Below are 24271 nucleotides of genomic sequence, written 5' to 3'. Positions count from 1 at the left end.
CCTGCCTGGTGGACGGTAAAAGCGTCGTCCACCCAAGCGCATCAGACCTGCTTGTAGATCACCGACCCCTCGCCCTTGAAGCGCTCGGCCTGCTCGCGGAAACCCGCCTCGACCGCCTTGCTCTCGTCGGAGAGGCCGTTGTCCTTGGCGTAGTCGCGGACCTCCTGGGTGATTTTCATCGAGCAGAATTTCGGCCCGCACATGGAGCAGAAATGCGCGACCTTCGCCGAGTCCTTCGGCAGGGTTTCGTCGTGGTAGGCGCGGGCGGTGTCGGGGTCCAGGCCGAGGTTGAACTGGTCTTCCCAGCGGAATTCGAAACGCGCCTTGGACAGCGCGTTGTCGCGGATCTGCGCACCGGGGTGACCCTTGGCGAGGTCGGCGGCGTGGGCAGCGATCTTGTAGGTGATGATGCCGGTCTTGACGTCATCCTTGTTCGGCAGGCCCAGGTGTTCCTTGGGCGTGACGTAGCAGAGCATGGCGCAGCCGAACCAGCCGATCATCGCGGCACCAATGCCCGAGGTGATGTGGTCGTAACCCGGGGCAATATCGGTGGTCAGCGGGCCGAGGGTGTAGAACGGCGCCTCGTCGCAGCATTCGAGCTGCTTGTCCATGTTCTCTTTGATCAGTTGCATCGGCACATGGCCGGGACCTTCGATCATGCACTGCACGTCGTGCTTCCAGGCGATCTTGGTCAGCTCGCCGAGGGTTTCCAGTTCACCGAACTGCGCGGCGTCGTTGGCGTCGGCAATCGAACCGGGGCGCAGGCCATCACCCAGGGAGAAGGACACGTCGTAGGCCTTCATGATTTCGCAGATATCTTCGAAATGGGTGTAGAGGAAGTTTTCCTTGTGGTGGGCCAGGCACCACTTGGCCATGATCGAGCCGCCACGGCTGACGATGCCGGTGACGCGCTTGGCGGTCAGTGGCACGTAGCGCAGCAACACGCCGGCATGAATGGTGAAGTAATCCACGCCCTGCTCGGCCTGCTCGATCAGGGTGTCGCGGAACAGCTCCCAGGTCAGGTCCTCGGCCGCCCCGTTGACCTTTTCCAGCGCCTGGTAGATCGGCACAGTGCCGATCGGCACCGGCGAGTTGCGGATGATCCACTCGCGGGTTTCGTGGATGTGTTTGCCGGTGGACAGGTCCATCACCGTGTCCGAACCCCAGCGAATGCCCCAGGTCAGCTTGGCCACTTCTTCTTCGATGGACGAGCCCAGGGCGCTGTTGCCGATATTGCCGTTGATCTTCACCAGGAAGTTGCGGCCGATGATCATCGGCTCCAGCTCGGTGTGGTTGATGTTCGCCGGGATGATCGCGCGGCCGCGGGCCACTTCGTCACGGACGAACTCGGCGGTGATCTCCTTCGGGATGCTGGCGCCGAAGCTGTGTCCGGCGTGCTGCTGGTCGAGCAGGCCGGCGGCGCGGTGTTCGGCCAGTTTCATGTTCTCGCGGATGGCGATGTATTCCATCTCGGGCGTGATGATGCCCTGCCGCGCGTAGTGCATCTGGCTGACATTCCTGCCGGGCTTGGCGCGGCGCGGGTTGCGCACGTGGGCGAAGCGCATCCGCGTCAGTTCGGGATTGGCCAGGCGCTCCTGGCCGAACCGCGAACTCAGCCCGTCGAGCAGCTCGGTGTCGTCGCGATCCGCGATCCACGCCGAACGCACGTCGCCCAGACCCTTGCGCACGTCGATCTGCACGGCCGGATCGGTGTAGGGGCCGGAGGTGTCGTAGACCAGCACCGGTGCGTTGATCTCGCCACCGAAGGCGGTCGGCGTGACGTCCAGGCTGATTTCGCGCATCGGCACGCGGATGTCCGGGCGGCTGCCTTGCACGTAGATCTTCTGCGAACGGGGAAACGGCTGGATGGACTGCTGGTCGACCCGAGCGCTGTCGCTGAGGTTGGCACGGTCGTCTTGTTGTTGTTTTACGGTCATCGGCTGGCTCCTGGCTGAATGTCGGAGCGAACCTGATGAAGCAGAGGTGCACCGGGACCGGTGCCGAGAGGAGCCGCCATGGGGCGAGCACATCTTGTTCCCTACGCAGGCCTTAACCTGATCAGGTTCAACGGGATCCGGAACTCTCCGATCTCAGCCTCCGATTCGAGGCACCCCGACAAGAACGGCCCCAGTCTAAACAACCCCCGACGATAAAACCAACCCCGGCGCAGGGTCATCGCCCGGAGGTTAAATGATGATTTGTCATCAACCCCGGCACAAATGGCCGGAGAGCCCGCCAATCAAAGGCCATGGGGCGCTTGACCGTCATGGGTGGTGCACTTAGCCTTGCCGCTCTCGAAACGAATCTAGGAACGATCATGCTGCGCAGACTTTCGCTGGCTGTCGCTGTGGCTGCGGCTTCCTCCGGCCTGGCTCAGGCACAAGAAGTGCCCCTCTCCAGCAAGACCGACCTGGTCACCGTCTATCAGGAAGCCGTCAACAACAATGCCGACCTGGCCGCCGCCCGTGCGCAGCTCGCCGCCCGCCAGGAACTGGTGCCCCAGGCGCGCGCCGGCCTCCTGCCGTACCTCAGCGCCGGCGCCTTCACCGGCGACACGCGGACCAAGGTCGATACCAGCGCCGGCAGCCAGAAGGTCGATCGCAACGCCTTTTCCTACCAGGCCAACCTCAGCCAGCCGCTGTTCCGCGCCGACCGCTGGTTCCAGCTGCAGGCCGCCCAGGCGACCAGCGAACAGGCCGCGCTGGAGTTTTCCGCGACCCAGCAGAACCTGATCCTGCAGACCGCCGAGACCTACTTCGCGGTGCTCCGCGCGCAGGACAACCTGGCCGCCACCAAGGCCGAGGAATCCGCCTTCAAGCGCCAGCTCGACCAGGCCAACGAGCGCTTCGACGTCGGCCTGTCCGACCGCACCGACGTGCTGCAATCCCAGGCCGGCTACGACACCGCGCGGGCCAACCGGATCATCGCGCAGCGCAACGTCGACGACGCCTTCCAGGCGCTGATCACCCTGACCAACCGCGACTTCCCGGCCGTCGAGGGCATCCGCCACACCCTGCCCGTGCAGACGCCGGTGCCGAACGACGCGAAGTCCTGGGTCGACACCGCCGCGCAGCAGAACCTCAACCTGCAGGCCGTCAACTACGCGGTCAACGCCGCCGAAGAAACGCTGCGCCAGCGCAAGGCCGGCCACGCACCGACTCTGGATGCCGTCGCCAGCTATGAAAAGGGCGACAACGACGCGCTGGGCTTCAGCAACTCCGGCGCCAACGAGGCGCTCGGCGCCGCGGCCGGGATCAATCTTCCGCGCTACAACGGCGACGTCGAGCAGACCAGCATCGGCGTGCAACTGAACATCCCGATCTTCAGCGGCGGCCTGACCAGTTCCCAGGCCCGCGAGGCCTACCAGTTGCTCAACCAGGCCGAGCAGCAGCGCGAAAGCCTGCGCCGCCAGGTGGTACAGGACACCCGTAACCGTCACCGCGCGGTGAACACCGACGTCGAGCAGGTCTCCGCCCGGCGCCAGTCCATCGTCTCCAACCAGAGCGCAGTGGAAGCCACCGAGATCGGCTACCAGGTCGGCACCCGCAACATCGTCGACGTGCTCGACGCGCAGCGCCAGCTGTACGCCTCGGTGCGCGACTACAACAATGCGCGCTACGACTACATCCTCGACAACCTGCGCCTGAAACAGTCCGCCGGCACCCTCAGCCCGGCCGATCTGGAAACCCTGGCCAGCTACCTCAAGCCCGACTACGATCCGGACCGCGACTTCCTGCCACCCGACCTCGGCGCCACGGAGCGCGAGCAGCGCAACAAGACGCCGCAGCTCTGAGCAACACGCACGAAAAAAAGCCCGGCAAATGCCGGGCTTTTTTACGCGTGGAACATACGCATGCGCCCACTGACGTAGGGTGGGCCGCGCCCACCGCAACGGAGACCGGCGACACACCGCCCGGCGGGTTACGGCGCCAAGCACCGCAAACGCCCGCCCCCGCACCGCACGCCTAACCCACCCTACAGAAGCGCCACACCTCTACGTAGGGTGGGCCATGCCCACCGCAGCGAAGCCTCGCGACACACCGCCCGGTGGGTTACGGCGCCAATCACCGCAAACGCCCGCACCCGCACCGCGGGCCTAACCCACCCTACAAAAGCGCCCACCTCGACGTAGGGTGGGCCATGCCCACCGCAGCGAAGCCTCGCGACACACCGCCTCGGCTAATCCAGCAACCGCCCCAGGCCCGCCAGCAGCCGCCCGAGCGCGCCCTCGTTGGCCCGCATCACACGCAGGCCGGCATCCGCCATGGCCTGCGCGCGCAGACGGTCGGCGAACAGCCCGTCCAGCCGCTCGGCCAGGGCATCGCCATCGGCGACCTCCACCAGCGCGCCGGCTTCGCGCAGTTGCGCGGCGATGTCGAGGAAATTGAACAGGTGCGGACCGCTGAGCACCGGTTTACCCAGCGCGGCGGGCTCCAGCAGGTTGTGCCCGCCGTTCGGCACCAGGCTGCCGCCGACGAACGCCAGGTCGGCCAGCGCGTAGAGAAACAGCAGCTCGCCCATGGTGTCGCCGACCAGCACCGAGGTTTCCGCGCCCGGGCGCTCGCCGGTGGACCGACGCACGCTGCCGAAACCGCTCTGCCGGCACAGCTCGAACACCGCGTCGAAGCGTTCCGGGTGGCGCGGCACCAGGATCAGCAGCGCATCGGGACGGCGCGCCAGCAACCGCCGATGCGCGGCCAGCAGCACCTCGTCCTCGCCCGCGTGAGTGCTGGCGGCGATCCACAGTGGCCGCGCCGTGGCCTGCCACGCCTCGCGCAACGCGGTGGCGCGCTCGACCAGCGCCGGGTCGATGCTCAGGTCGAACTTGATCGATCCGGTCACCTCGACGCATTTCGCCCGCGCGCCCAGTTGGCGGAAACGCTGAGCCTCCACCTCGCTCTGCACCGCGATCAGCGCCAGCTCGGCGAGCATCGGCGCGGTGAGCCTGGCGAAACGCGCATAGCCCCGCGCCGAGCGTTCGGACAGCCGTGCATTGGCGAGGGCTACCGGAATGCCACGGCGGGCGCACTGGTGGATGTGATTCGGCCACAGCTCGGTTTCCATGATCACCGCCAGGCGTGGCCGCAGCCGGCGCAGGAAGCGCGCCGCCGCCCACGGCAGGTCGTAGGGCAGGTAGCAATGGGCGACCTGGTCGCCGAACAGCGCGCGGATGCGCTCGGAGCCGGTGGGGGTCATGCAGGTGACGGTGATCGGCAGGTCCGGGTAGCGCTGGCGCAGGGCGCGGATCATCGGCGCCGCGGCGATGCTTTCGCCCACCGACACCGCATGCACCCAGATGCCGCCGGGAGCGACCTCGGGCAGCGCCAGGGCGAAACGCTCGCCGATGCGCTGGGCGTAGGCCGGAGCGCGGCGCGCGCGCCAGAACAGGCGAGCGACGATGATCGGCAGGGCGAGATGGAAAATCAGGCTGTAGAGGCGTCGGTTCATGGGCGCGCAGCGTAGCAAAAAACCCTGCGGAATTTCCCGCTGGCGCGTGCGCCGGGGCGACACCGACGCCGACGGGCCGAACCCGGCCCTGCGAACGCGGCGCAGCGGTTAGAATCCGCCGCTCGATAAGGAGTCCCGAACATGACCGGTTACCTGTATCTCGGCATCGCCATCGCCGCCGAAGTGATCGCCACCACGTCGATGAAATCGCTCGCCGGTTTCAGCAAGCCGCTGCCGCTGGCGCTGGTGATCTGCGGCTACGGCCTGTCGTTCTGGATGCTCGCGCTGGTGGTGAAGAGCATTCCAGTCGGCATCGCCTACGCGATCTGGGCGGGCCTGGGCATCGTCCTGGTGAGCATCGCCGCGGCGCTGATCTACGGGCAGAAACTCGATCTGCCCGCCATCGCCGGCATGGCCCTGATCGTCGCCGGTGTGGTGGTGATCCAGCTGTTCTCCGCCAGTACCGGCCACTGAGCGGGTTCCGGCGTCTGCTTTGTCGCAGCTTCCGGCAGGCGACAGGCAGCGGTTTATACTCCCCTTCCGCTTTCGAACGACGAGCCCTCGAATGTCCAACGCTTTGCATACCGATGTCCTGATAGTCGGCGGCGGTGTCGCCGGCCTCTGGCTCAACGCCCGCCTGCGCCGCGCCGGCTATTCCACCGTGCTGGTGGAAAGCGGCGCGCTCGGCGGCGGGCAGAGCCTGAAGTCCCAGGGCATCATCCACGGCGGCGCCAAGTACGCGCTGCATGGCGCGCTGACCGGCGCCTCCGAAGCCATCGCCGACATGCCGCGGCGCTGGCGTGAGGCGCTGTCCGGCAGCGGCGAACTGGACCTCGCCGGCGTGCGCGTGCTGTCCGAGGCGCATTACCTATGGTCGCCCGGCACCCTGGCCGGCAACCTCACCAGCTTCTTCGCCAGCAAGGCGGTGCGTGGCCGCGTCGACCAGGTAAAGGGCGAGCAACTGCCGCCGGCGCTGCAGCATCCCAGGTTCAAGGGCAAGGTCTACCGCCTCGCCGAACTGGTCCTCGACGTGCCGAGCCTGATCGCGCGACTGGCTGAACTCGCTGGCGACAGCCTGCTGGCCGGCCAGCAGGTCGCGCCCCTCGAGGAGAACGGTCACCTGGTGGGTCTGCGGGTCGACGACCGTGAAATCCGCGCGCAGCGCGTGGTGTTCATCGCCGGCGCCGGCAACCAGGACCTGCTCGCCCGCCTGAACCTCGCTCAGCCAGCGATGCAGCGCCGCCCGCTGCACATGGTGCTGGTCAAGGCGCCAACGCTGAAACCGCTCTACGCACATTGCCTGGGCGGCGGCAGCAAGCCGCGGGTGACCGTCACCAGCCATCCGGCCGCCGACGGCCAGTGGGTCTGGTACCTGGGCGGTGACCTCGCCGAAGCCGAAGGCGTGGCGCGCGACGAAGCCGCGCAGATCGGCGCCGCGCAGAAGGAACTGCACGACCTGTTGCCCTGGATCGACCTGTCGCAGGCGCAATGGGCGACCCTGCGCGTGGAGCGCGCCGAGCCGCAGCAATCCGGGCTGACGCGTCCCGACAACGCCTTCCTCGCCGAACAGGGCAAGCTCCTCGTCGGCTGGCCAACCAAGCTGGCGCTGGCGCCGGACTTCGCCGATCGCGTGTTCGTCGCCCTCGAGCGCGACGGCATCCGGCCCGGCGAGAAATCCGCCGCCGGAGCCCTGCCGCGCCCTCCGCTCGGCCAGCCGGTGTGGGAGGAACTGTTCGAATGAGCGTCGCGACCCTGCACGGCCTGCATCGCCCCCTCGGCAGCACCGGCCTGACGGTGTCGCCGCTCGGCCTGGGCACGGTGAAGCTGGGCCGCGATCAGGGCGTCAAATACCCCAGCGGCTTCCGCATCCCGGACGACGCCGAAGCGCGGCAGCTGCTCGCGCTGGCCCGCCACCTGGGCATCAACCTCATCGATACCGCGCCGGCCTACGGGCGCAGCGAAGAACGCCTCGGCCCGCTGCTGCGCGGCCAGCGCAACGACTGGGTGATCGTCAGCAAGGTCGGCGAGGAATTCGACGACGGCCAGTCGCACTTCGACTTCACTCCGGCGCACGCGCGCCGTTCGCTCGAACGCAGCCTGCAGCGTTTGGAGACCGACTTCATCGACCTGCTGCTGATCCATTCGGATGGCAACGACACCGCAATCCTGCGCGACAGTGGACTCTACGAGGCGCTGGCCGACTTCAAGCGCGAGGGCAAGATCCGCGCCTTCGGGCTGTCCGGCAAGACCGTCGAGGGCGGCCTGCTGGCACTCGAGCAGGGCGACTGCGCGATGGTCACCTACAATCTCGCCGAGCAGGGCGAGCGCCCGGTGCTCGACCGCGCCGCCGAGCTGGGCAAGGCGATCCTGGTGAAGAAGGCGCTGGCCAGCGGCCATGCCTGCCTCGGAGCGGGCGTCGACCCGGTGCGCGCCAGCTTCGAGTTGCTGTTTTCGCACCCCGGCGTCACCGGCGCCATCGTAGGAACCATCGATCCGCTGCACCTGTCGCATAACGTGGCGACCGCTGCAACGGTGATCGCCGGATAACAACAAGCCGCCCCAGCGGCGCCGACCTGCCAAGGAGTCAAGATGCCGCGCACCCTCGCCCGCAAGGACCCGAGCTCCTTCAAGACCCTGCCGCTGCTGGTCGAAGCCACCCCGGACGGGCTCAGCTACCGGAGCCTGGGGATGCCGCTCAACTTCACCCAGATGCTCGAACGCCGGCGGCCGCTGCAGATCGACGACGGCCAGCGGTTCTCGGCCGAGCTGGCCAATCTCGGCGTCTCGGTGCGCCTGACGCTGAGCTGGCAAGGCCGTGAGTACTGGATTCTGGTGCGCCAACGCCGCCACGACCGCGGCGACGTGGTGCTCAAGCTGATCTCCGGCTACGTGCCGGCCCACGAACTGAACCTGCCGCTGCTCACCGCGATCAACGAAGTCGCCGAAGAGTGCCTGCTGGAAACGCCCGACGGCTGGCTCGCCGGGCGCTTCGGCGATACCTGGCTGCCGACGCCCTACCAGAGCGTGCTGCGTTACCGCGAGCTGGCGCATTTCCGCCTCAGCCCGCTATCGGGTGCCGCGCGCCCGGTGCAGTGCGGCAACCTGCGCCTGCTCGAGCGCCCGCGCGCCTATGTGCACCTGCCCACTGCGTCGTTGCAACTGGTCTACGACATGCGCCTCGACCTGCCCAAGGAGACGCGCCTGCCGAGCCTGTTCCACGTCGACGAAGTGCTCGAAGAAGGCAAGCTGGTCTCGCGCCTGGATCGCTCACGGGGCGATATCTACCTAGTGGCCCTGGACCAGCGGCGCCCGACCGGCGAGCTGCTGCGCCTCAAGCGCGGCGTGTTGCTGCCGGTGAGCACCCGCGGACTGTGGCTGGCCGAAAGCTTCGCGCCGCAGCAAGGCTGGCTGGTACGCGACGAGCGCACCCCATGGAAAGACTGGCTGGCCCGGCAGAACGTCCTGGCGACGCCGCGGCAGGCAAAAGAGCAGGGTTGAGACGCCCGCCGCCTCACGGCATGTGGGGGCGATCGGATCCGAAGCAGGAAGGTCGATGAGCTCGAGCCCTCCGGCGCCATTTACGGATGGCTCGCCGGGTTCGGCATCGGGCCGGATCGAAGACCCGGCTCGGACGCCAGCCCCTAGCGGCTGCGGATTTTCTCGACGATGGCGGTGGTGGAGCTGTTCTCCACCAGGCCGAGCACCCGCACCTCGCCGCCATAGGCCTTGACGATGGAGGCGCCGACCACGCCCTCGATGCCGTAGTCGCCGCCTTTGACCAGCACGTCCGGCTTCAGCTGTTCGAGCAGGTTTTCCGGAGTGTCTTCGGCAAAGCTGACCACCCAGTCCACTGCGCCCAGGCCAGCCAGCACGGCCATCCGCCGGTCCACCGAGTTGATCGGACGGCCAGGGCCCTTCAGGCGACTGACCGAGGCATCGTCGTTGACCGCGACGACCAACCGATCACCCTGCGCGCGGGCCTGTTCCAGGTAGGTCACGTGCCCCGCATGGAGGATGTCGAAGCAGCCGTTGGTGAAGACGATCTTCTCGCCGTGGGCGCGCGCGTCCTCCATCGCCAACTGCAACTGTTCGAGACCCAGCACGCCGCGCTCCGAACCCTCTTCGCGCTGAACCGCGCGGCGCAACTCGGGAGCACTGATCGCCGCCGTACCCAGTTTGCCGACCACGATGCCCGCCGCCAGGTTGGCCAACGCCACCGCCTGGGGAAGCGCCTCGCCCGCCGCCAGCGCGGCGGCCAGGGTGGAAATCACCGTGTCGCCCGCGCCTGTGACGTCGAACACCTCCCGCGCACGCGCCGGCAGGTGCAGCGGCGGCTGATCGGGGCGCAGAAGCGTCATGCCATGCTCGCCGCGGGTAACCAGCAAGGCGCCGAGTTCGAGATCACTCATCAACTGCGCGCCCTTGGCGACCAGATCGGCCTCGTCCGGGCAAGCGCCGACGATCGCCTCGAACTCGACCAGGTTCGGCGTGATCAGCGTCGCGCCGCGGTAGATCTCGAAATTCTTGCCTTTCGGATCGGCCAGCACCGGTATCCCGCGCGCGCGCGCCGCCTGGATCAGCACCTGGTGGTTCTTCAACGCGCCCTTGCCGTAGTCGGAAAGCACCAGCACACGCACCCCGGCCAGCAGGCGCTCGACCTCCACCGCCATCGCCGCCGCGTCGGTCTCGAACGGTTCCTCGAAGTCCATCCGCAGCAACTGCTGATGACGGCTGAGCACGCGCAGCTTGACGATGGTCGGCTGGTGCGCGATGCGCTGGAAATGCGCCGAGACCTTGGCCGCTGCCAGGCTGTCGCCCAAACTCCGCGCGGCCTCGTCCTCGCCGGTGACACCGACGAGAAACGCCGGCGCGCCGAGTGCTGCGATGTTCAGCGCGACGTTGGCCGCGCCACCCGGACGATCCTCGATCTGATCGACACGCACGACGGGGACAGGCGCCTCCGGAGAAATCCGCGACGTGCCGCCATGCCAATAGCGGTCGAGCATGACATCACCGACCACCAATACCGGGGCCTGATCGAAACGGGGCATGGACAGCTTCATGGGTAACTCCGGACAGCGAAATCGGCGCGGATAATAACATGGCGGGCCGAGGTGACATCCCGCGCAGCCGCCTGGCGCGGCACCGTGGGAGTCTCGGGTTTCAGCAAGGGGAACGTATCGGCGGCGCTACTCTTTCAGAGGAAAACGCCGCGATTTTTCAGAGTTTCTCTTTCACACCATGGAGCTTGGCTAGCGGCGCCGTTATCTGCCGATGCTGCACGGCTCCCGACAACGCAAAAGCCCAGGCGACCGGCAACCAGAACCATAGCCACAGAAGATTGGGCGTGGATACGAAGGAGCTGAAATCGAACAGCATCCCCAGCGCACCGCCGACCAGCACCGCAAGCCAGAACAGCGCCAGCGGCTCTTTGCGTTGTGCCCAGAGCCGGTTCCCGGCAAAAAGCAGCACTGAAACGAAGCCGCTCAGGCCAACCAACCCGTAGTTGAACAGCACTTCCATGTAGATGCTGTGGGCGTGCGCGATCAGGACGGGCTTCCCGCCACCCAACGGGCGATGGCCCAGCATTCGGCTAAGGCTGGTGTCGGCGCCATGGCCGAATAGCCAGTGGTCCGGCATCAGATCCAGCACCATCGCCCATATCTCGTCGCGATTGGTCAGCTGTCGGTTGAACAGTTCGTAGGCGAGGCGCTCATGGAAAACCACCACTACGACGATACCGACCGCCAAGCCCGCGAGTAGCAGACGCCCTCTCTGCCGAGGCTCGACGCCGAAAAGCATCACGATGCCGCAGCCCGCGAGGGTGGCCAGCCATCCCGTCCGTCCATAGGTCAGGTAGATGTAGGCGGCGACGGCCAGCGCACAGCACAGGAGCAACACCTGCAGCCATCGGCCTCGCGCCTGCAGCAGAAGCCAGCAGGCCGTCACGCAGGAAAAGCCGAGCTCGAGGGCCGCCAGAATGCTGTTTTCGAATTCTGCGAAGCCCGGAACGCCGGAGCCTTCGATACTTCCCCTGCGATACTGGAAATTGAGCATGCCCGCCGCATGCAGGTTGAAGATGCTGAAGAGTGCCACCCCGGCCGACACCACCACCATCAGCATCAACAGGCCCCTCATCGCTCCGGGCGCCTTGCTTACAACGCACCTCACCGCAACCAGCAATGCAATGAGCAATGCCACCCTGCGGGCCGTCTTGCCATCACCCAGACAAATGCTGTTGGCCGCCAAGTACGCCATGAAGCCCAGCAGAAGAAATGCAAAGGCATTGCCCTGCAAAAAGGGGCGGATGCTTTTCCATTCCGCCAGCGCCAATAGCAGGGCAGCGAACAGGGAGGCGCGGATGAAGGCGGCCCAGGAGGTGGTCTCTCCATACCAGTAGAAACGGCCGACCAGCAATGCGAAAAAGGACAGCAGGATGAGCATCAACCGGCACCGTTGCGCCACATCGAAGACCCGGGACGTCGACGCGATAGGCATCAGTCGAACCCGCAGACGGCAGCGCCGATCAATGCACCGATGCCAAGGATTGCCAGCGCCACCATCACCCGCGCCACCCTGCGCAGCAACTTTCTCTTCTTCTTGAGAGCGTCCTGCGGGTTCCAGACGTGGTTTTCTCCGCCGATATGCAGGACGGCGTCCGATTCCAGTATGACCGCGAAAAACCGCTGCTCCGCATAGGCCCTGGACAGGCCCGACTCACCCGCTGCCGAGGACTCGAAACGGGCGAAGGGAGCCTGGGGGCGATAGTCCTGCAGACGACGCAAGCCTGGATTGAAGGTGAACCCCTGCCACGAAGGATTGCTCGACAGCAGCCGTGAACACGCCTCGCCCTCGATGACGTAGCGCTCGCCCAGCGAATGAAAGGGGTAACTGATGCGGACGTCATGGGCAAAGCTTCGCAACCAGACGACGAGCACGGAAGGCATCTGTTCGAGAATTGCCCTGGATGCTTCGACGAAACCAGGGCGATAGAACTCCCAATCGTCTTCACAATGGAAAATGAAGGGTGTTTTCACCGCCTCATAGGCCAGATCGATGGATGCAAGCTGACCAATCTTCGGTCGATTGACGAAAATTTTCGTGTGCTCCTTCCAATGAGCAGGTAATGCGTCAGCCACCGCATCATTCCCAGAATCTTCCGTGATGATGACCTGGTTGATCGGCGCGGTATTGAACGCATCGAAGGTTTCCAGCGTCCTGGCGAGCAGATCGAAACGTCCGCAGCTGGTCACTACCAGAGTGATATCGCTGTCACCGCTAAATTTCATGGGGCAAAAGTCCGATTAAGGCGCGGTAACATGATTATCGAACCCGAAGCCGATACGGCAGAAACACGCAGGAAACCATCAGTGCGAGGACTGCTCATCCCGAGCGAGCTCTTCGAACTTGTCATGCAACTTGGCGTAGTAGCCATTGGCATCCAGCAACTGCTGGTGCGAGCCGCGCTCCACGATGCGCCCCGCGTCCATCACCAGAATGGTGTCGGCCTTCTCGATGGTCGACAGGCGATGCGCGATAACCAAGGTGGTGCGCCCCTTCATCACTTCATCCAGAGCGGCCTGGATATGCCGCTCGGACTCCGTATCCAGCGCGGAGGTCGCCTCGTCGAGAATCAGTACCGGGGCATCCTTGAGCAAGGCGCGGGCGATGGCGAGACGCTGACGCTGGCCACCCGACAGCAGCACACCGTTCTCACCGACCAGGGTATCGAAGCCCTGTGGAAGCTGATCGATGAACTCCTTGGCGTAGGCATCTTCCGCTGCACGCACGACAGCCTCCCGCGGCGCAGTGGACAGATCGCCGTAGGCGATATTGTTCGCGACGGTGTCGTTGAACAGCGTGACGTTCTGAGTAACCAGCGCGATATGCTTGCGCAGGTTGCGCAAGCGATACGCTTCGACCGGCACATCGTCGAGCAGGATCGCGCCCGGCTCGCCTTGGTAGAAGCGCGGAATCAGGTTGGCGAGCGTGGACTTACCGCTCCCGGAGCGCCCTACCAGAGCAACCATCTGCCCCGGCTCGACGCGAAAGCTGATGTCGTCGAGGATCAGTTTTTCCGTACCCGGATACGTGAAGCTGAGATTGCGAACTTCCAGCGCGCCGCTGACGCGCTCCTTCTCTACCGTCCCCTCGTCCTTCTCTGGCGCCTCGTCGAGTTGATCGAAGATGCTCTCCGCGCCCGCGAGGCCCTTCTGGATGGTCGAGCTGACCTCCGAAAGCTGGCGAATCGGCTTGGGAAGCAGGCCTGCCGCGGTGATGTAGGCCACCAGGTCACCGACCGTGGAGTCTCCGCGAAGGAACAACACCAGGAACATGAGCAACGCCATGGCGCTGTAGGTGACGAACTGGAGGCTCGGAGTGTAGATCGCCGAGGTCCGCGTCATTCGCAGCTGCTTGCGCATGTTGTCTTCGCTGGCCGCCAGGAATCGCTCGCTTTCATAGCGCTCGCCACCAAAGCTGCGGACCACCCGGTAGCCCTGAATGGTTTCGGACGTGACATGCGTCACCTCGCCCATTGCCCCCTGGATTTTTCGACTCTGGTTGCGAAACTTGCGGCTGGACGTGCGTACCATCAGCGCAATGACCGGAAGGATGGCGACCATGACCAGTGTCAGTTTCCAGTTCATCCACACCAGATAGCCGAACAGAAAAACAACGGTAAGACCTTCCCTGACCATCACTTTCAGTGCATCTGTCGCTGCACCAGTAACCATGCTGACGTTATAGGTAATCCGCGAGATAAGGTGCCCGGATGCATGGTTGTCGAAATATCGATTGGGCAATGTAAGCAGGTTATTGAACAGCGCTACACGCAGATCCTGAACAAGCCCAAGAGCAACTCGAGCCAGATAATACCCCCCTAAGAAAGAACCTATGCCTTGCCATACCGTAATGAGCAACAATGCAAGCGGAACTGCATACAGCAGCTGCATCTCGCCAAGAATGGGCAACTGCGTAATATTTTTTTCAGGATGGGCAATTCCATCCACGAAGTACTTCAACAGCCCGGCCATCATCGGTTGAGTGGACGCAAAAATAATGTAACCCAGCATACTTACAGCAAACATCACCCAATAACGACGCACATAACTCAGCAGGCGCATATACAGCCTGAAACTGGACATTGTATTAGATTTGCTTGTTGAATCGGTCATTGGCCACTGCTGACGGAAAGGAAAAAGAGACTATACCATCGAAGGACACGGGCCTAAACACTCGTTAGAATCCGCGGACATGATCTCGTCGGAACACACCATGCTGCCCATGAGCGCCATCGCCTATCAAACCCTCACGTCAGGCGCTGAGGTACTCGAAGCTGACGGCCACGGGCCCAAGGTGATGAGGCTGGCTACCGGAGATTTCCTCAAGCTTTTCAGGCGTAAACACCTGATTTCTTCGGAGGCTTTCAGGCCTTACGCCCAGCGCTTCGCCGACAATGCCTGCGCCCTCAGCGCGCTTGGCGTGCCCGTGCCGGAGATCGTCGGGGTGTACCGACTGTCCAGCCCCAAACGCACAGCCGTTCGTTACAAGGGACTTCCCGGCATAACGCTAAGGCAGGCGATGAACAGTGTTGCCCCGCCCCAAAGGCGGGATCTCGCCAACCGCTTCGGTCAATTACTGGCGCAACTCCATGAAGCCGGGGTCTACTTCCGATCATTGCATCTGGGCAACGTATTGTTGTTGCCAGACCTACGGCTAGGGCTCATCGATTTCGCGGACATGCGCCTCGAGCGAAAACGGCTTTCGCTCTGGAAGCGAAGAAGAAACCTCAAACACATGCAGCGTTATGAGGAGGATCGCCGATGGCTGTTCGAAGAGAACATCGACGACCTGAAGAGAGGATATAAGGAAATATCTGATCAGGAAGAGTTCTTTGACGAGTGACGTCTTAGGCAGACCGCCTACCCGTCAATCGTGAGACACAGTTCACCCATACGTACTTACGGAATCGTTTGAACGTCTTTCGATTCCAGTCCCGCAGCGGCAACATCCTGAACAAGGATGCAGCAAACGCCAAATCTTCCTTGACTGCCCGCTTCAATGCGCTATTGACCAACGCCTGATACGCCAGCCGATACCCCGACTCCTGTCGATATGCATCAATCAACCTTAAACAAATATAAAAATTTTCCTTGTATTTAGAAGATTTGTTCTCCGAGTGCCTTCTATAGTAAGAAAGCATATCGTCTAGAATGGCAACATCGTATCCCGCATGCGCTATTTTCAACTCCATTTGCAAGTCCTGAATATCTAGGGATACATCGAAACCACCTACTTCGAGCATTGCCTTACGACGATACATCGACGTGGGCCCACCCACCCAAAGATCCTCCACACTGAACAGCTCGTGGAAACCATAAATACCGAAGCGCTTTACAGGAGCACCCGCAATCTCTCGACCATCACTGTCAATATAAACGAAGTTCCCTCCGCAACAGCCGACATCAGGATGCCTCTTTAAAAAATCAACCTGCTTGCTGATCCGGTAAGGAGGCATCACATCGTCAGCATCGAATATCACCACGTACTCGCCACTGGCAACCTTACAACCCGCTTCAGAGGCCAAGGTAACGCCTCCGTTGGGTTGGTCTATCACCAGAAACCCGTGGCTCGCTTGAAGATTCCGCATGACCTCAAGACTGTCGTCCTGGGAACCGTCGTTGACCACAATCAACTCGATGCGAGGATAATCCTGCGCAAGCACAGATGCTATCGAGGAACTTAAATAGCGCCCATGGTTGTAACAGGGGATAACGACGGACACCAAAGGCAGATCGCTCACGTCATGCCCACCTAGCATCCAACCCGCTTCTTCAAACGCGCCCACTCTCGCTTGAGCTTTCCGGAGAAGCTGTGTTTGAGGAAGTATTTTTTGGCATATTGCTCGTGGCTTTCCTGGTTGCAACGAAGAATAAAGGGGCGATAGTCGAACAACTCGCCATCAGCCACCAGGGAATTCGCCAAAGCAACGAAGGACTGCACCACAGCCGTATTTCGAGACTCAAACAAATGCAGGTACTGCCCTTCGAAGATGGTGAACAGGCCGTAAGTCGACGTATCCCCCAGCAACCACAGAGGTACGGCAGAGCACGTTGGATAGGCCAGCTCTACCGGGACACCTCGTTGGCGGGCAACTGCGGACAATCTTCCAGCAACGTCATACTGCTCACTGGCTTTTAGAGAGGGAGCATCCAGTAAGCGCCAGGTTCGCCCAGTAAGTGCCAGAAACATCGGAGCCGCATAGATGAATCGATGATCGATATGATTCGCCGACTGAGCGCACCCGAATATCGCCCCATCCTGCGCTACTCTCACGGCGCGCCCTACCGCCTCAGCTGACAAGGGAATGCAGTCAATATCAACGATAATGACTACCTCATCATCGGCTGCCGAATCGAGCATCTTCTCCATCCAGGCGCCGTGATCGACCCCATGCAGATTTTGCTGTTCTATTGGGTAGCCAAAAAAGTTGAAGACACGAGCCTGGGCCGAAACCAGATCCGGCCTGACATTATTCCAATACAGCGAAACGATACGAACCTTATCGCAAGGCATACAACTTCTCTTTAAAAATATACACGAAATAAATCAATTACCCATCCCGCTTCTGCAGCCCCTGGAGCTGGGCTTGAACAGGAGATGACGAAATCTCTTGAACAACTGGCCATCCCAATGAGCCAACGGGACCTGGAAAAGCAATCTCCAGGCGTAAGCCTTGTCATCCGTTACTGCGATGCGCAACGCCTTCGTTATCAGCTTTGACTTTGAAGAAGAATAAGCGGCACACCCCTTATAGTCTTGAATCACTTGTAGACCATATAAGTATTCAGACTTGTATTGCTTGGACAAGCTATCGGGGTGCTTCCTGTACAGCGTAACGATTTCCGGCAAGATATCGACGAAGTAACCCTCGTGGGCGATCTTCAGGGTCATCTGAAAGTCCTGCACCTTGATCGCCGGGTCGTACCCGCCCACCGCAATCATCGCGTCGCGGCGATAGACGGCAATGTTGCCGCCGACCACCAGGGCCTCCGCGAGCGCCCGATCAAAATCGTAGCGCCGGACTTCGCGCTTCTTGTCTTTCTTGGGTAGAAGCGCTCCTTGCTCGTCAATGCGGATCGCCACGCCTCCCAGGCACCCCACTTCGGGATGTTCGCTCAGATAGGCCGCCTGCACCGCCAACCGCCCCTGGGGCATGATGTCGTCGGCATCGAAGGTCGCGACGAACTCACCCTCCGCGAGCGCCAAAGCCGTGTTGAGCGCGGCGCTCACGCCCTGGTTTTCCTGTTTCACGAACAGGACACCGCGTGCCCGCGAACCAGGCTTCGAGGCTTCGATGGTGCGCTCGATGACGCTGGCACTGTCATCAGTGGAGCCATCATCGACGACGATCAGCTCGAAGTTGGGATAGTCCTGCTCCAGTACGCTGGTCAGCGCCTCGCCAACGAAGCTGGCGTAGTTGTAGCAAGGGACCAGTACCGAAACCAAAGGCACCACGGGTTCGCTCATCGGTATGCCTCCAGCCGTTCCATGCGCGACATCAGTTCCTTGAATCGAGCCTGCGCCGCCCTGTCGGAAAAGCAGCTGTCCAGCCGCTCGGCCATAGCCTGGCGCCTGTCGGCGGCCTGAGGTGCATCGGCACGCGCCAAGCTCAGCAAGTGCTTCGCCAGTACGCCAGTATCGCGGAGCGGGAACAACATCCCCACGCCTTTGACCACCTCGCGCCCTCCTCCGCAGTCGCTGCAGATGATCGGCACACCCGCGGCCATGGCTTCCAGCAGCACCATGCCGAAAGGCTCGTGATCGGAGCTCAGCGCGAAGACGTCGAAAGCGCTGAAGTAGCGACGCGCATCGGGCACCTGGCCGAGAAACGCGACCTTCGGTGCGATGCCCAGTTCGTGGGCAAGAGCCCTGAGTTCGCTCTCCAGGCGACCGGTGCCGATGATCGTCAGCAGGCTGTTGGGCGGCAACTCCGGCAGCGCGGCGGCGAAGCCACGCAGCAGCGTCGCCTGGTCCTTGTCCGGATGGAGGCGGCCGACGTTGCCGACGATCCAGGCCCCATCCGGCAGACCCAGCTCCGCGCGGGCGGCGGCGCGATCGACCTGGAGAGCCTGCACGGCGGCCACGTCGATACGGTTGTAGAGCGTCTGGATGCGCTCGGCAGGCCAGTCGGTGAGACAGCGGCGCATGTCGTCGCGCACGGCGTCGGAGACGCCGAGCAGCGTCAGGCGACGGCGAAAGAGGCCGACGAATGCGCGGCGCATCAGCCGCGTGTAGATGCCGAACGCGTGGTGCACGCCGATCACCGGCAACCGGGTGGCCAGGCAGGCGATGTAGATAGGCTTGAAACGGTGGGCGATGCACAGCTGCACGTTGCGCAGGCGGGCGATCTGGCGAATCTCGCGGATGGCGCGCAGCTTCAGGCCGCGGATGTCCCGGGAGCTGTAATCGAGAAACAGCACCTCGTCGGACGCGCAACCGGCCGCCACTGCCGGATCGGGCGCGCCGGTCAGGAACACCGTGGTCACCTTGTAGGACGTCCCGGCGAACAGCACCGCGTACTGACGGGCGCAATCGAGGAAGGGCCCGTCATAGCCATGGCAAATCTGCAGAACGCGCGGCTCAGCCGATGGGGTCATGCCAGTCCATCCCGTCTTTGGCAACCAGGATGTCTTCCATGATCAGGTACGGCAGATCGGACCCGTAAAACATGTTCAACGCATCGGTCGGCGAGCACACCATCGGCTCACCGCGGCGGTTCAGCGACGTGTTCAGCGAGACACCGTTGCCGGTGAGGTCTTCCAGCGCCTTCATCATGTCGTAGTAGCGCGGGTTGTACTCGCGCTTGAGTACCTGGGCGCGGGAAGTGCCGTCCTCGTGGACGACCTCGCCGACGCGGTTCTTCCACTCGTCGTTGACCTCGAAGGTGAAGGTCATGAACGGCGACGGATGGTCGACCTTGAGCATTTGCGGGGCGACGGTATCGAGCATCGACGGGCAGAACGGGCGCCAGCGCTCGCGGAACTTGATCTGCGCGTTGATCCGGTCGGCGACACCGGCCACGCTCGGGCAACCGATGATCGAGCGTCCGCCCAGCGCACGCGGGCCGAACTCCATGCGCCCCTGAAACCAGGCGACAGGGTTGCCGGCCACCATGATCTGGGCGATGCGTTGCGGCATGTCGTCGATGCGCTTCCATACCGGCTGGCTCGGGTGACGCGCGCAGGCGGCGATGATGTCCTCGTTGGAGTAGGCCGGGCCGAGGTAGACGTGCTCCATCTTCTCCACCGGCACGCCGCGCTGGTGCGAGACGTAGGCGGCCGCGCCCACTGCGGTGCCGGCGTCGCCGGAGGCCGGCTGGACGAACAGTTCCTTCACTTCCGGACGGGCGATGATCTTCTGGTTCAGCTTGACGTTCAGCGCACATCCGCCGGCGAAGGCGATCTTGCCGGTCTGCCTGATGATGTCGCCCAGGTAGTGGTCCATCATCTGCAGCGCGAGCTTCTCGAACAGCGCCTGCATGCTCGCCGCATAGTGGATGTAGGGGTCGTCGGCGATGTCGCCTTCGCGCTTGGGTCCCAGCCACTCGATCAGCTTGGGCGAGAAGTAGAAGCCCTTGCCCTTCTCCTTGTAGCGGCGAAAGCCGATGACGTTGGCGTACTCGGTGTTGATGGTCAGCTCGCCGTTCTCGAAGCTGGCCAGCCGCGAGAAATCGTACTTGGCCGCGTCGCCATAGGGCGCCATGCCCATCACCTTGAACTCGCCGTCGAGCATCTCGAAGCCGAGGTACTCGGTGATCGCGCCATACAGGCCGCCCAGCGAATCCGGGTCGAAGAACTCCTTGATCTTGTGGATCTTGCCGTTCTCGCCGTAGCCGAAGAAGGTGGTGGCGTACTCGCCCTTGCCGTCGATGCCCATGATCGCAGTCTTCTCGGTGAAACCCGAGCAATGGTAGGCGCTGGAGGCGTGCGCCAGGTGGTGCTCGACAGGCTCAATGCGGACCTTCTTCAGGTCGAAGCCGAGTTGCTGCAGGCACCATTCGATGCGCTTGTGATAGCGCTTGTAGCGGCGGTTGCCGAGCAGGATGGCGTCCAGCGCGCGATCCGGCGCGTACCAGTAGCGTTTCGCATAGTGCCAGCGCGCCTTGCCGAAAATGCTGATAGGCGCGAACGGGATCGCCACCACGTCGACATCCGCCGGCTGGATGCCGGCCTGCTCCAGGCAGAACTTCGCCGACTCGTAGGGCATGCGGTTCTTCGCGTGCTTGTCGCGAACGAAGCGCTCCTCTTCCACTGCCGCGATCAACTTGCCGTTGATGTACAGCGCGGCGGAGGGATCATGACTGAGCGCGCCGGAAAGGCCGAGAATCGTGAGTGACACAGCGTTGCCTCTTGAGTTTGGATGACCACATCAAGTGGGTCGTGCCCGGCGCACGGCCGGCCGCGGCGACCTTCATCCGGAAGGGGGAAGCGGGGCGGCACCGAGCAGCAAAAAACGGCGATTATATCGCGGGGCCCGTCGAAATCGGTAATTCAGCCCGTCACTCAAGGTCGCGTCCGGCGCCTCGCCGCGTCAAGCGGCGAAAATGGCCCTTGAGCCGGGCAAATCGCTTGCGCCACTTCAGGCGCAGCACGGCCAGCCATATGGGCCGGCGCAATTGCCGCTGCAAGGCGGCGATCAATGCACGCTCTTCCGGCCGATTCTGCCTAAGCAGCTCGATATTCTCCGCCAGGTAGATGCGCAAGCCGTCGCGCGGGAGAAGAGTGCGCGCAACGTCCCGGGTCTCCAGCGGCAGCGGGAAGCTGGTGAACTGTTCGAGGCGATTCAGCGCATGCAGGGAAACCATGGTCCGCAGGCATTTTTCACAGCGGCAGCAGTTGTACATCCCGTCGACCTTGCCCCAGCACACCCGCAGATACGCCTGCGCCAGCGGCTCGCTGGAGATGCGCCTGATCTTGTCGATCCGCTCGGCCTCGCAGGCATCGTGGACGATGGCGAGACGTTCATCGGAAAACAGCGGATCGGTATCCAGCCAGGAGCCCCAGGGCTTCTGGTGCTGCAGGCTGTGGGTCCCGGGAACGCGTACTTCGCCGATATCGCCGGCCAGCGCGCGGGCGACGCTCATCAAGGCAAAGCCGTGCCCGTGAATGGGCCACGAGCCGAAATCCTGGATCACCTTGCCGAGATTGCTTTCCACCTCGATGAAGCGCGTCCCGGTGCCCTCGGCCACGGCGGCGCCCATCGCGCTCACCGCCGCACGTCGCGGCAGGTCGTCCAGGCGCACGTCGAAGCCATGGATGTACAGGATGTCAGTGAGCTCTTCCTGCCCTTTGATCAGGGTGAAGAAGGAGTCGACGCCGCCGGAAAAGAAGGCCGCCTTGCGCGGCCCGGCCTGCGGCGCCGGCTGGTACATCGAATCGGCCTCGATCGGCACCGCGAAATATTCGTCGAAGCTTGCCTCGAACAGCGCCATCACCTGCCTGACACCCGCCAGGTAGGTCGCCGACAGCGCCCCCTTGACCCGAATCGGCCGACGCAGCTTCATTGCCGCCAGCAATGCCAGCGGCAGCGCCGCATCGAGTCCGGGCTGCCGTTGCAAGCCGTTGCTGCGGATGAAGACGTCGTAGTGCCGATCGCCGAGGTCGACGCGGTAGGTCACCGTCGATTTCTCCGACGGCTCGCGCGACCAGTCCGAGGAAAGCTCCGAAACGATGATGCTCACGTTGCGGACTCCGCTTCGGCGACGCCCGGTTCGCCAGCGTGGACGCGACTGAACGCCCGGCCGAACTCGGCGGCGATCTCGAGTTTCAGCGACTCGATATCCAGCGGCGGCGGATTCCAGTCGATCCCGCGCGCCAGATGCAGGTTGCGCAACGCGGCCAGGGGCCCGGAATTGTGCACGTAATGGATACCCACCAGGTCCTCGATGATCTTCACCCGATAGTCGTCGCGCCGCGCCGCGTCGTAGAGAAACACGACGGGAATGCCCATGGCGATGCAGGGCATCGCGCAATGGATCTTCGAGGTGATGACCAGACGCGCGCGTCGGCGGTACTGGTCCAGCAGTTCGCCGGCCAGCTCCAGGCGCAAACGCGTGTTGCCGATCGGCAGGCGCAGCTTGGCCTGGTCGACGACGACCGCACGTTTGCGAATCGAAGCCGGCACCGTCCGCCGAGCCGCCGGGCTGAGGCCGACCAGAAACACCTCGCCCTCGCCTTCGGGCGACTGCTCGCGCCGTGGCAGGGTCAGGGTCACGCAGCGGCTGTAATACGCCTGCACGCCATGCCGTTCGAGCAGTGCCTGCGTGCCGCGATCCCTGCAGCCGATGGGCTGCCAGCGGCGCAGGTAATCGATGCCTTCGGGGGAGCAGATCACCGCCTGCGCGGGGGGCGAGATATGGAACGCGAAGAACACCGGGCTCACCTGGGCGGAGGGCGGCCAGTTCCCGGTGTTCATGAAGAAGCCATTCATCGGCACGGTGCAGGGCTCCGCGATCTGGTTCAGGGCCTCACGCGACACATAGCCATCGACACGCGGCACCAGGCGGCTGACAGCCAGTGTCTGGATATCGTCACCCAGGTTGACGAATCGCTCGAATATCGCGCCGGTGTATTCCAGCAAACAGATCGGCCTCACGTGGCATTCCTTATTTTCCTGATAACCCGCCGCCATTTGCCGCGTATTTTCCTGCCGCGCAGGATCAGCCTGTTGCGCCACTGCGGTCGCTCCAGCACCTGCTGCCAGGCCCTCGCCAGAGGGCTGTCGCCCAGCCCGCGGGCCGACAGCAGGCGGACGTTCTCGCGGGCGAACTTGATCAGGGAATCGTCGTACATCACTAGGGCACGGACGCGCTCCAGGGCCACCCGTGGCGGAAAGGTCGCGCTGTCTTTGAGAACGCCCAGCGCCTCCAGTGACGTCATGGTGCGCAGGCATTTCTCGCAGCGCCCGCAGTTGTAGCTGCCCTCGACCCGCTCCCAGCAAACCCGCAGGTGAGCCAGCGCCAAAGGGTCCGCGGCCAGCGCCTCGACCTTGTCGATCCGTCCGACCTCGCACCCGTCGTGGATGACCTCCAGACGCTCGTCGGAGAACAGCGGATCGGTCTGCGGATGGGATGCCCAGGGCATCAGGTCGGCTTCGGCGAACGAGGACGGAATGTAGATCCGGTCCAGGTAGTCGGCCAGATGGCGCGCGGCGCTGCCCAGCCCGTATCCGTGGCCATGCAACCCCCAGCGCCCGAAGTCCTTGAACAGACGGATGGCGTTGGTCTCCAGCTCGATGAAGCGCACACCGGTCGCCTGGTCTATCGCGCGGCCCATTTCGCTGATCGCCTGCCGCCGTGGCAAGTCGTCCAGCGCGACGTCGTAGCCGTGCACGAAGATCAGATCGGTGATTTCCTCGCGGTGCTTGAGGAAGGTGTAGAACGAGTCGACGCCACCGGTGAAGAAACTGCCGACACGCCCGGTGGCCGCTTTCGGGCGGGAAACCAGGGCTTGCGCGGTGATCGACACCGGCCGATAGCGCGCAAACCAACCGGTGAACGTCTGCATGAGCTGGCGCTGGTTGGCGAGGAACTGCGGCGAGAGCATGCCCGGCAAGCGAAGGTCGGTATCGGTGGCCATCGCCCCCAGCGCGGCCATGGCCAGCAGCGCTTCGCCATCGCCGGACAGCGGAATGCCTGCGGCGGAGAAATAGACCGGGTAGCGCCGCTCACCGAGCTGGAGCTGATAGTCGATCCGGCTGCCGCTCGAAGTGCCCGGCGCCAGCGAAGCGACCTGCCGGGTGTCCGTCATGTGCACATCCT

Annotated in this window: 20 protein-coding genes and 1 riboswitch; of the genes, 6 read left to right on the top strand and 14 right to left on the bottom strand. The window is 63.5% G+C overall.

Going from position 1 to position 24271, the window contains the following annotated elements:
• Positions 1 to 41 precede the first annotated feature (41 nt).
• Positions 42 to 1937, bottom strand: coding sequence for a phosphomethylpyrimidine synthase ThiC (thiC, locus tag BLV15_RS06880; protein WP_090225826.1), 1896 nt, complete (start codon positions 1935 to 1937; stop codon positions 42 to 44).
• 81 nt (positions 1938 to 2018) lie between these two features.
• Positions 2019 to 2125, bottom strand: a riboswitch (TPP riboswitch).
• A 192-nt stretch (positions 2126 to 2317) separates the two neighbouring features.
• Here thiC and BLV15_RS06875 point away from each other — a divergent pair.
• The gene (locus tag BLV15_RS06875) at positions 2318 to 3793 is read left to right on the top strand and encodes a TolC family outer membrane protein (protein WP_090225824.1); all 1476 of its coding nucleotides are present in this window, start codon (positions 2318 to 2320) and stop codon (positions 3791 to 3793) included.
• 386 nt (positions 3794 to 4179) lie between these two features.
• Here BLV15_RS06875 and waaA read toward each other — a convergent pair whose 3' ends face one another.
• Positions 4180 to 5448: a lipid IV(A) 3-deoxy-D-manno-octulosonic acid transferase gene (gene waaA, locus BLV15_RS06870; RefSeq protein WP_090225821.1), complete on the bottom strand. Its 1269-nt coding sequence runs from the start codon at positions 5446 to 5448 to the stop codon at positions 4180 to 4182.
• Positions 5449 to 5589: 141 nt separating this feature from the next.
• On the opposite strand from waaA, the gene BLV15_RS06865 reads away from it, so the two are divergent.
• The 4 genes from BLV15_RS06865 to BLV15_RS06850 all read left to right on the top strand — a co-directional run bounded on the left by BLV15_RS06865 (position 5590) and on the right by BLV15_RS06850 (position 8946).
• Positions 5590 to 5922 (top strand): DMT family transporter, encoded by a 333-nt coding sequence (locus tag BLV15_RS06865; protein WP_090225819.1) that lies wholly within the window; start codon positions 5590 to 5592, stop codon positions 5920 to 5922.
• A gap of 91 nt (positions 5923 to 6013) precedes the next feature.
• Positions 6014 to 7189: an NAD(P)/FAD-dependent oxidoreductase gene (locus BLV15_RS06860; protein ID WP_090225817.1), complete on the top strand. Its 1176-nt coding sequence runs from the start codon at positions 6014 to 6016 to the stop codon at positions 7187 to 7189.
• Positions 7186 to 7995, top strand: a complete 810-nt coding sequence (locus BLV15_RS06855) for an aldo/keto reductase (RefSeq protein ID WP_090225814.1) — start codon at positions 7186 to 7188, stop codon at positions 7993 to 7995. The genes BLV15_RS06860 and BLV15_RS06855 overlap by 4 nt, the downstream gene beginning before the upstream one ends.
• Before the next feature lie 42 nt (positions 7996 to 8037).
• Positions 8038 to 8946, top strand: a complete 909-nt coding sequence (locus tag BLV15_RS06850) for a metal ABC transporter ATPase (protein WP_090225812.1) — start codon at positions 8038 to 8040, stop codon at positions 8944 to 8946.
• 143 nt (positions 8947 to 9089) lie between these two features.
• Here the strand turns inward: BLV15_RS06850 and hldE are convergent, their stop codons facing one another.
• The 4 genes from hldE to msbA all read right to left on the bottom strand — a co-directional run bounded on the left by hldE (position 9090) and on the right by msbA (position 14624).
• Positions 9090 to 10511: a bifunctional D-glycero-beta-D-manno-heptose-7-phosphate kinase/D-glycero-beta-D-manno-heptose 1-phosphate adenylyltransferase HldE gene (hldE, locus tag BLV15_RS06845; protein WP_090225809.1), complete on the bottom strand. Its 1422-nt coding sequence runs from the start codon at positions 10509 to 10511 to the stop codon at positions 9090 to 9092.
• 157 nt (positions 10512 to 10668) lie between these two features.
• Positions 10669 to 11892 carry an O-antigen ligase family protein gene (locus BLV15_RS06840; RefSeq protein WP_175534307.1) on the bottom strand — a complete coding sequence of 408 codons (1224 nt, stop codon included), beginning with the start codon at positions 11890 to 11892 and terminating at the stop codon, positions 10669 to 10671.
• Positions 11893 to 11945: 53 nt separating this feature from the next.
• Complete coding sequence (locus tag BLV15_RS06835) at positions 11946 to 12737, bottom strand: hypothetical protein (RefSeq protein WP_090225803.1); 792 nt, start codon at positions 12735 to 12737, stop codon at positions 11946 to 11948.
• A 78-nt stretch (positions 12738 to 12815) separates the two neighbouring features.
• A complete protein-coding gene (msbA, locus tag BLV15_RS06830) occupies positions 12816 to 14624 on the bottom strand; it encodes a lipid A export permease/ATP-binding protein MsbA (RefSeq protein ID WP_090225801.1) in 1809 nt (602 codons plus the stop codon).
• A 100-nt stretch (positions 14625 to 14724) separates the two neighbouring features.
• Here msbA and BLV15_RS06825 point away from each other — a divergent pair, with 100 nt between their 5' ends.
• Entirely contained in the window at positions 14725 to 15354 is a 630-nt protein-coding gene (locus BLV15_RS06825) for a phosphotransferase (RefSeq protein ID WP_175534306.1), read from the top strand.
• A gap of 4 nt (positions 15355 to 15358) precedes the next feature.
• Here BLV15_RS06825 and BLV15_RS06820 read toward each other — a convergent pair whose 3' ends face one another.
• From BLV15_RS06820 to BLV15_RS06785, 8 genes are all read right to left on the bottom strand, one after another.
• Positions 15359 to 16252: a glycosyltransferase family 2 protein gene (locus tag BLV15_RS06820; protein WP_175534305.1), complete on the bottom strand. Its 894-nt coding sequence runs from the start codon at positions 16250 to 16252 to the stop codon at positions 15359 to 15361.
• An 11-nt stretch (positions 16253 to 16263) separates the two neighbouring features.
• Positions 16264 to 17025, bottom strand: a complete 762-nt coding sequence (locus BLV15_RS06815) for a hypothetical protein (RefSeq protein WP_090225793.1) — start codon at positions 17023 to 17025, stop codon at positions 16264 to 16266.
• Between the two features lie 33 nt (positions 17026 to 17058).
• The gene (locus BLV15_RS06810; protein ID WP_090225790.1) at positions 17059 to 17979 is read right to left on the bottom strand and encodes a glycosyltransferase family 2 protein; all 921 of its coding nucleotides are present in this window, start codon (positions 17977 to 17979) and stop codon (positions 17059 to 17061) included.
• Positions 17976 to 19109, bottom strand: coding sequence for a glycosyltransferase (locus tag BLV15_RS06805; RefSeq protein ID WP_090225788.1), 1134 nt, complete (start codon positions 19107 to 19109; stop codon positions 17976 to 17978). The genes BLV15_RS06810 and BLV15_RS06805 overlap by 4 nt, the downstream gene beginning before the upstream one ends.
• Positions 19093 to 20850, bottom strand: coding sequence for a carbamoyltransferase family protein (locus tag BLV15_RS06800; RefSeq protein WP_090225786.1), 1758 nt, complete (start codon positions 20848 to 20850; stop codon positions 19093 to 19095). The genes BLV15_RS06805 and BLV15_RS06800 overlap by 17 nt, the downstream gene beginning before the upstream one ends.
• Before the next feature lie 160 nt (positions 20851 to 21010).
• Entirely contained in the window at positions 21011 to 22192 is a 1182-nt protein-coding gene (locus BLV15_RS06795) for a hypothetical protein (RefSeq protein WP_090225784.1), read from the bottom strand.
• A complete protein-coding gene (locus tag BLV15_RS06790; RefSeq protein ID WP_090225782.1) occupies positions 22189 to 23106 on the bottom strand; it encodes a polysaccharide pyruvyl transferase family protein in 918 nt (305 codons plus the stop codon). The genes BLV15_RS06795 and BLV15_RS06790 overlap by 4 nt, the downstream gene beginning before the upstream one ends.
• The gene (locus tag BLV15_RS06785; RefSeq protein ID WP_090225779.1) at positions 23103 to 24260 is read right to left on the bottom strand and encodes a hypothetical protein; all 1158 of its coding nucleotides are present in this window, start codon (positions 24258 to 24260) and stop codon (positions 23103 to 23105) included. Before BLV15_RS06785 ends, BLV15_RS06790 begins: the two co-directional genes overlap by 4 nt.
• Between the last annotated feature and the right edge of the window lie 11 nt (positions 24261 to 24271).

The sequence above is a fragment of the Pseudomonas kuykendallii genome (genome assembly GCF_900106975.1).
Taxonomy (GTDB): domain Bacteria; phylum Pseudomonadota; class Gammaproteobacteria; order Pseudomonadales; family Pseudomonadaceae; genus Pseudomonas_O; species Pseudomonas_O kuykendallii.
Note: the sequence above shows the minus strand (reverse complement) of the source record. Positions and strands in the feature narration are given on the sequence as shown.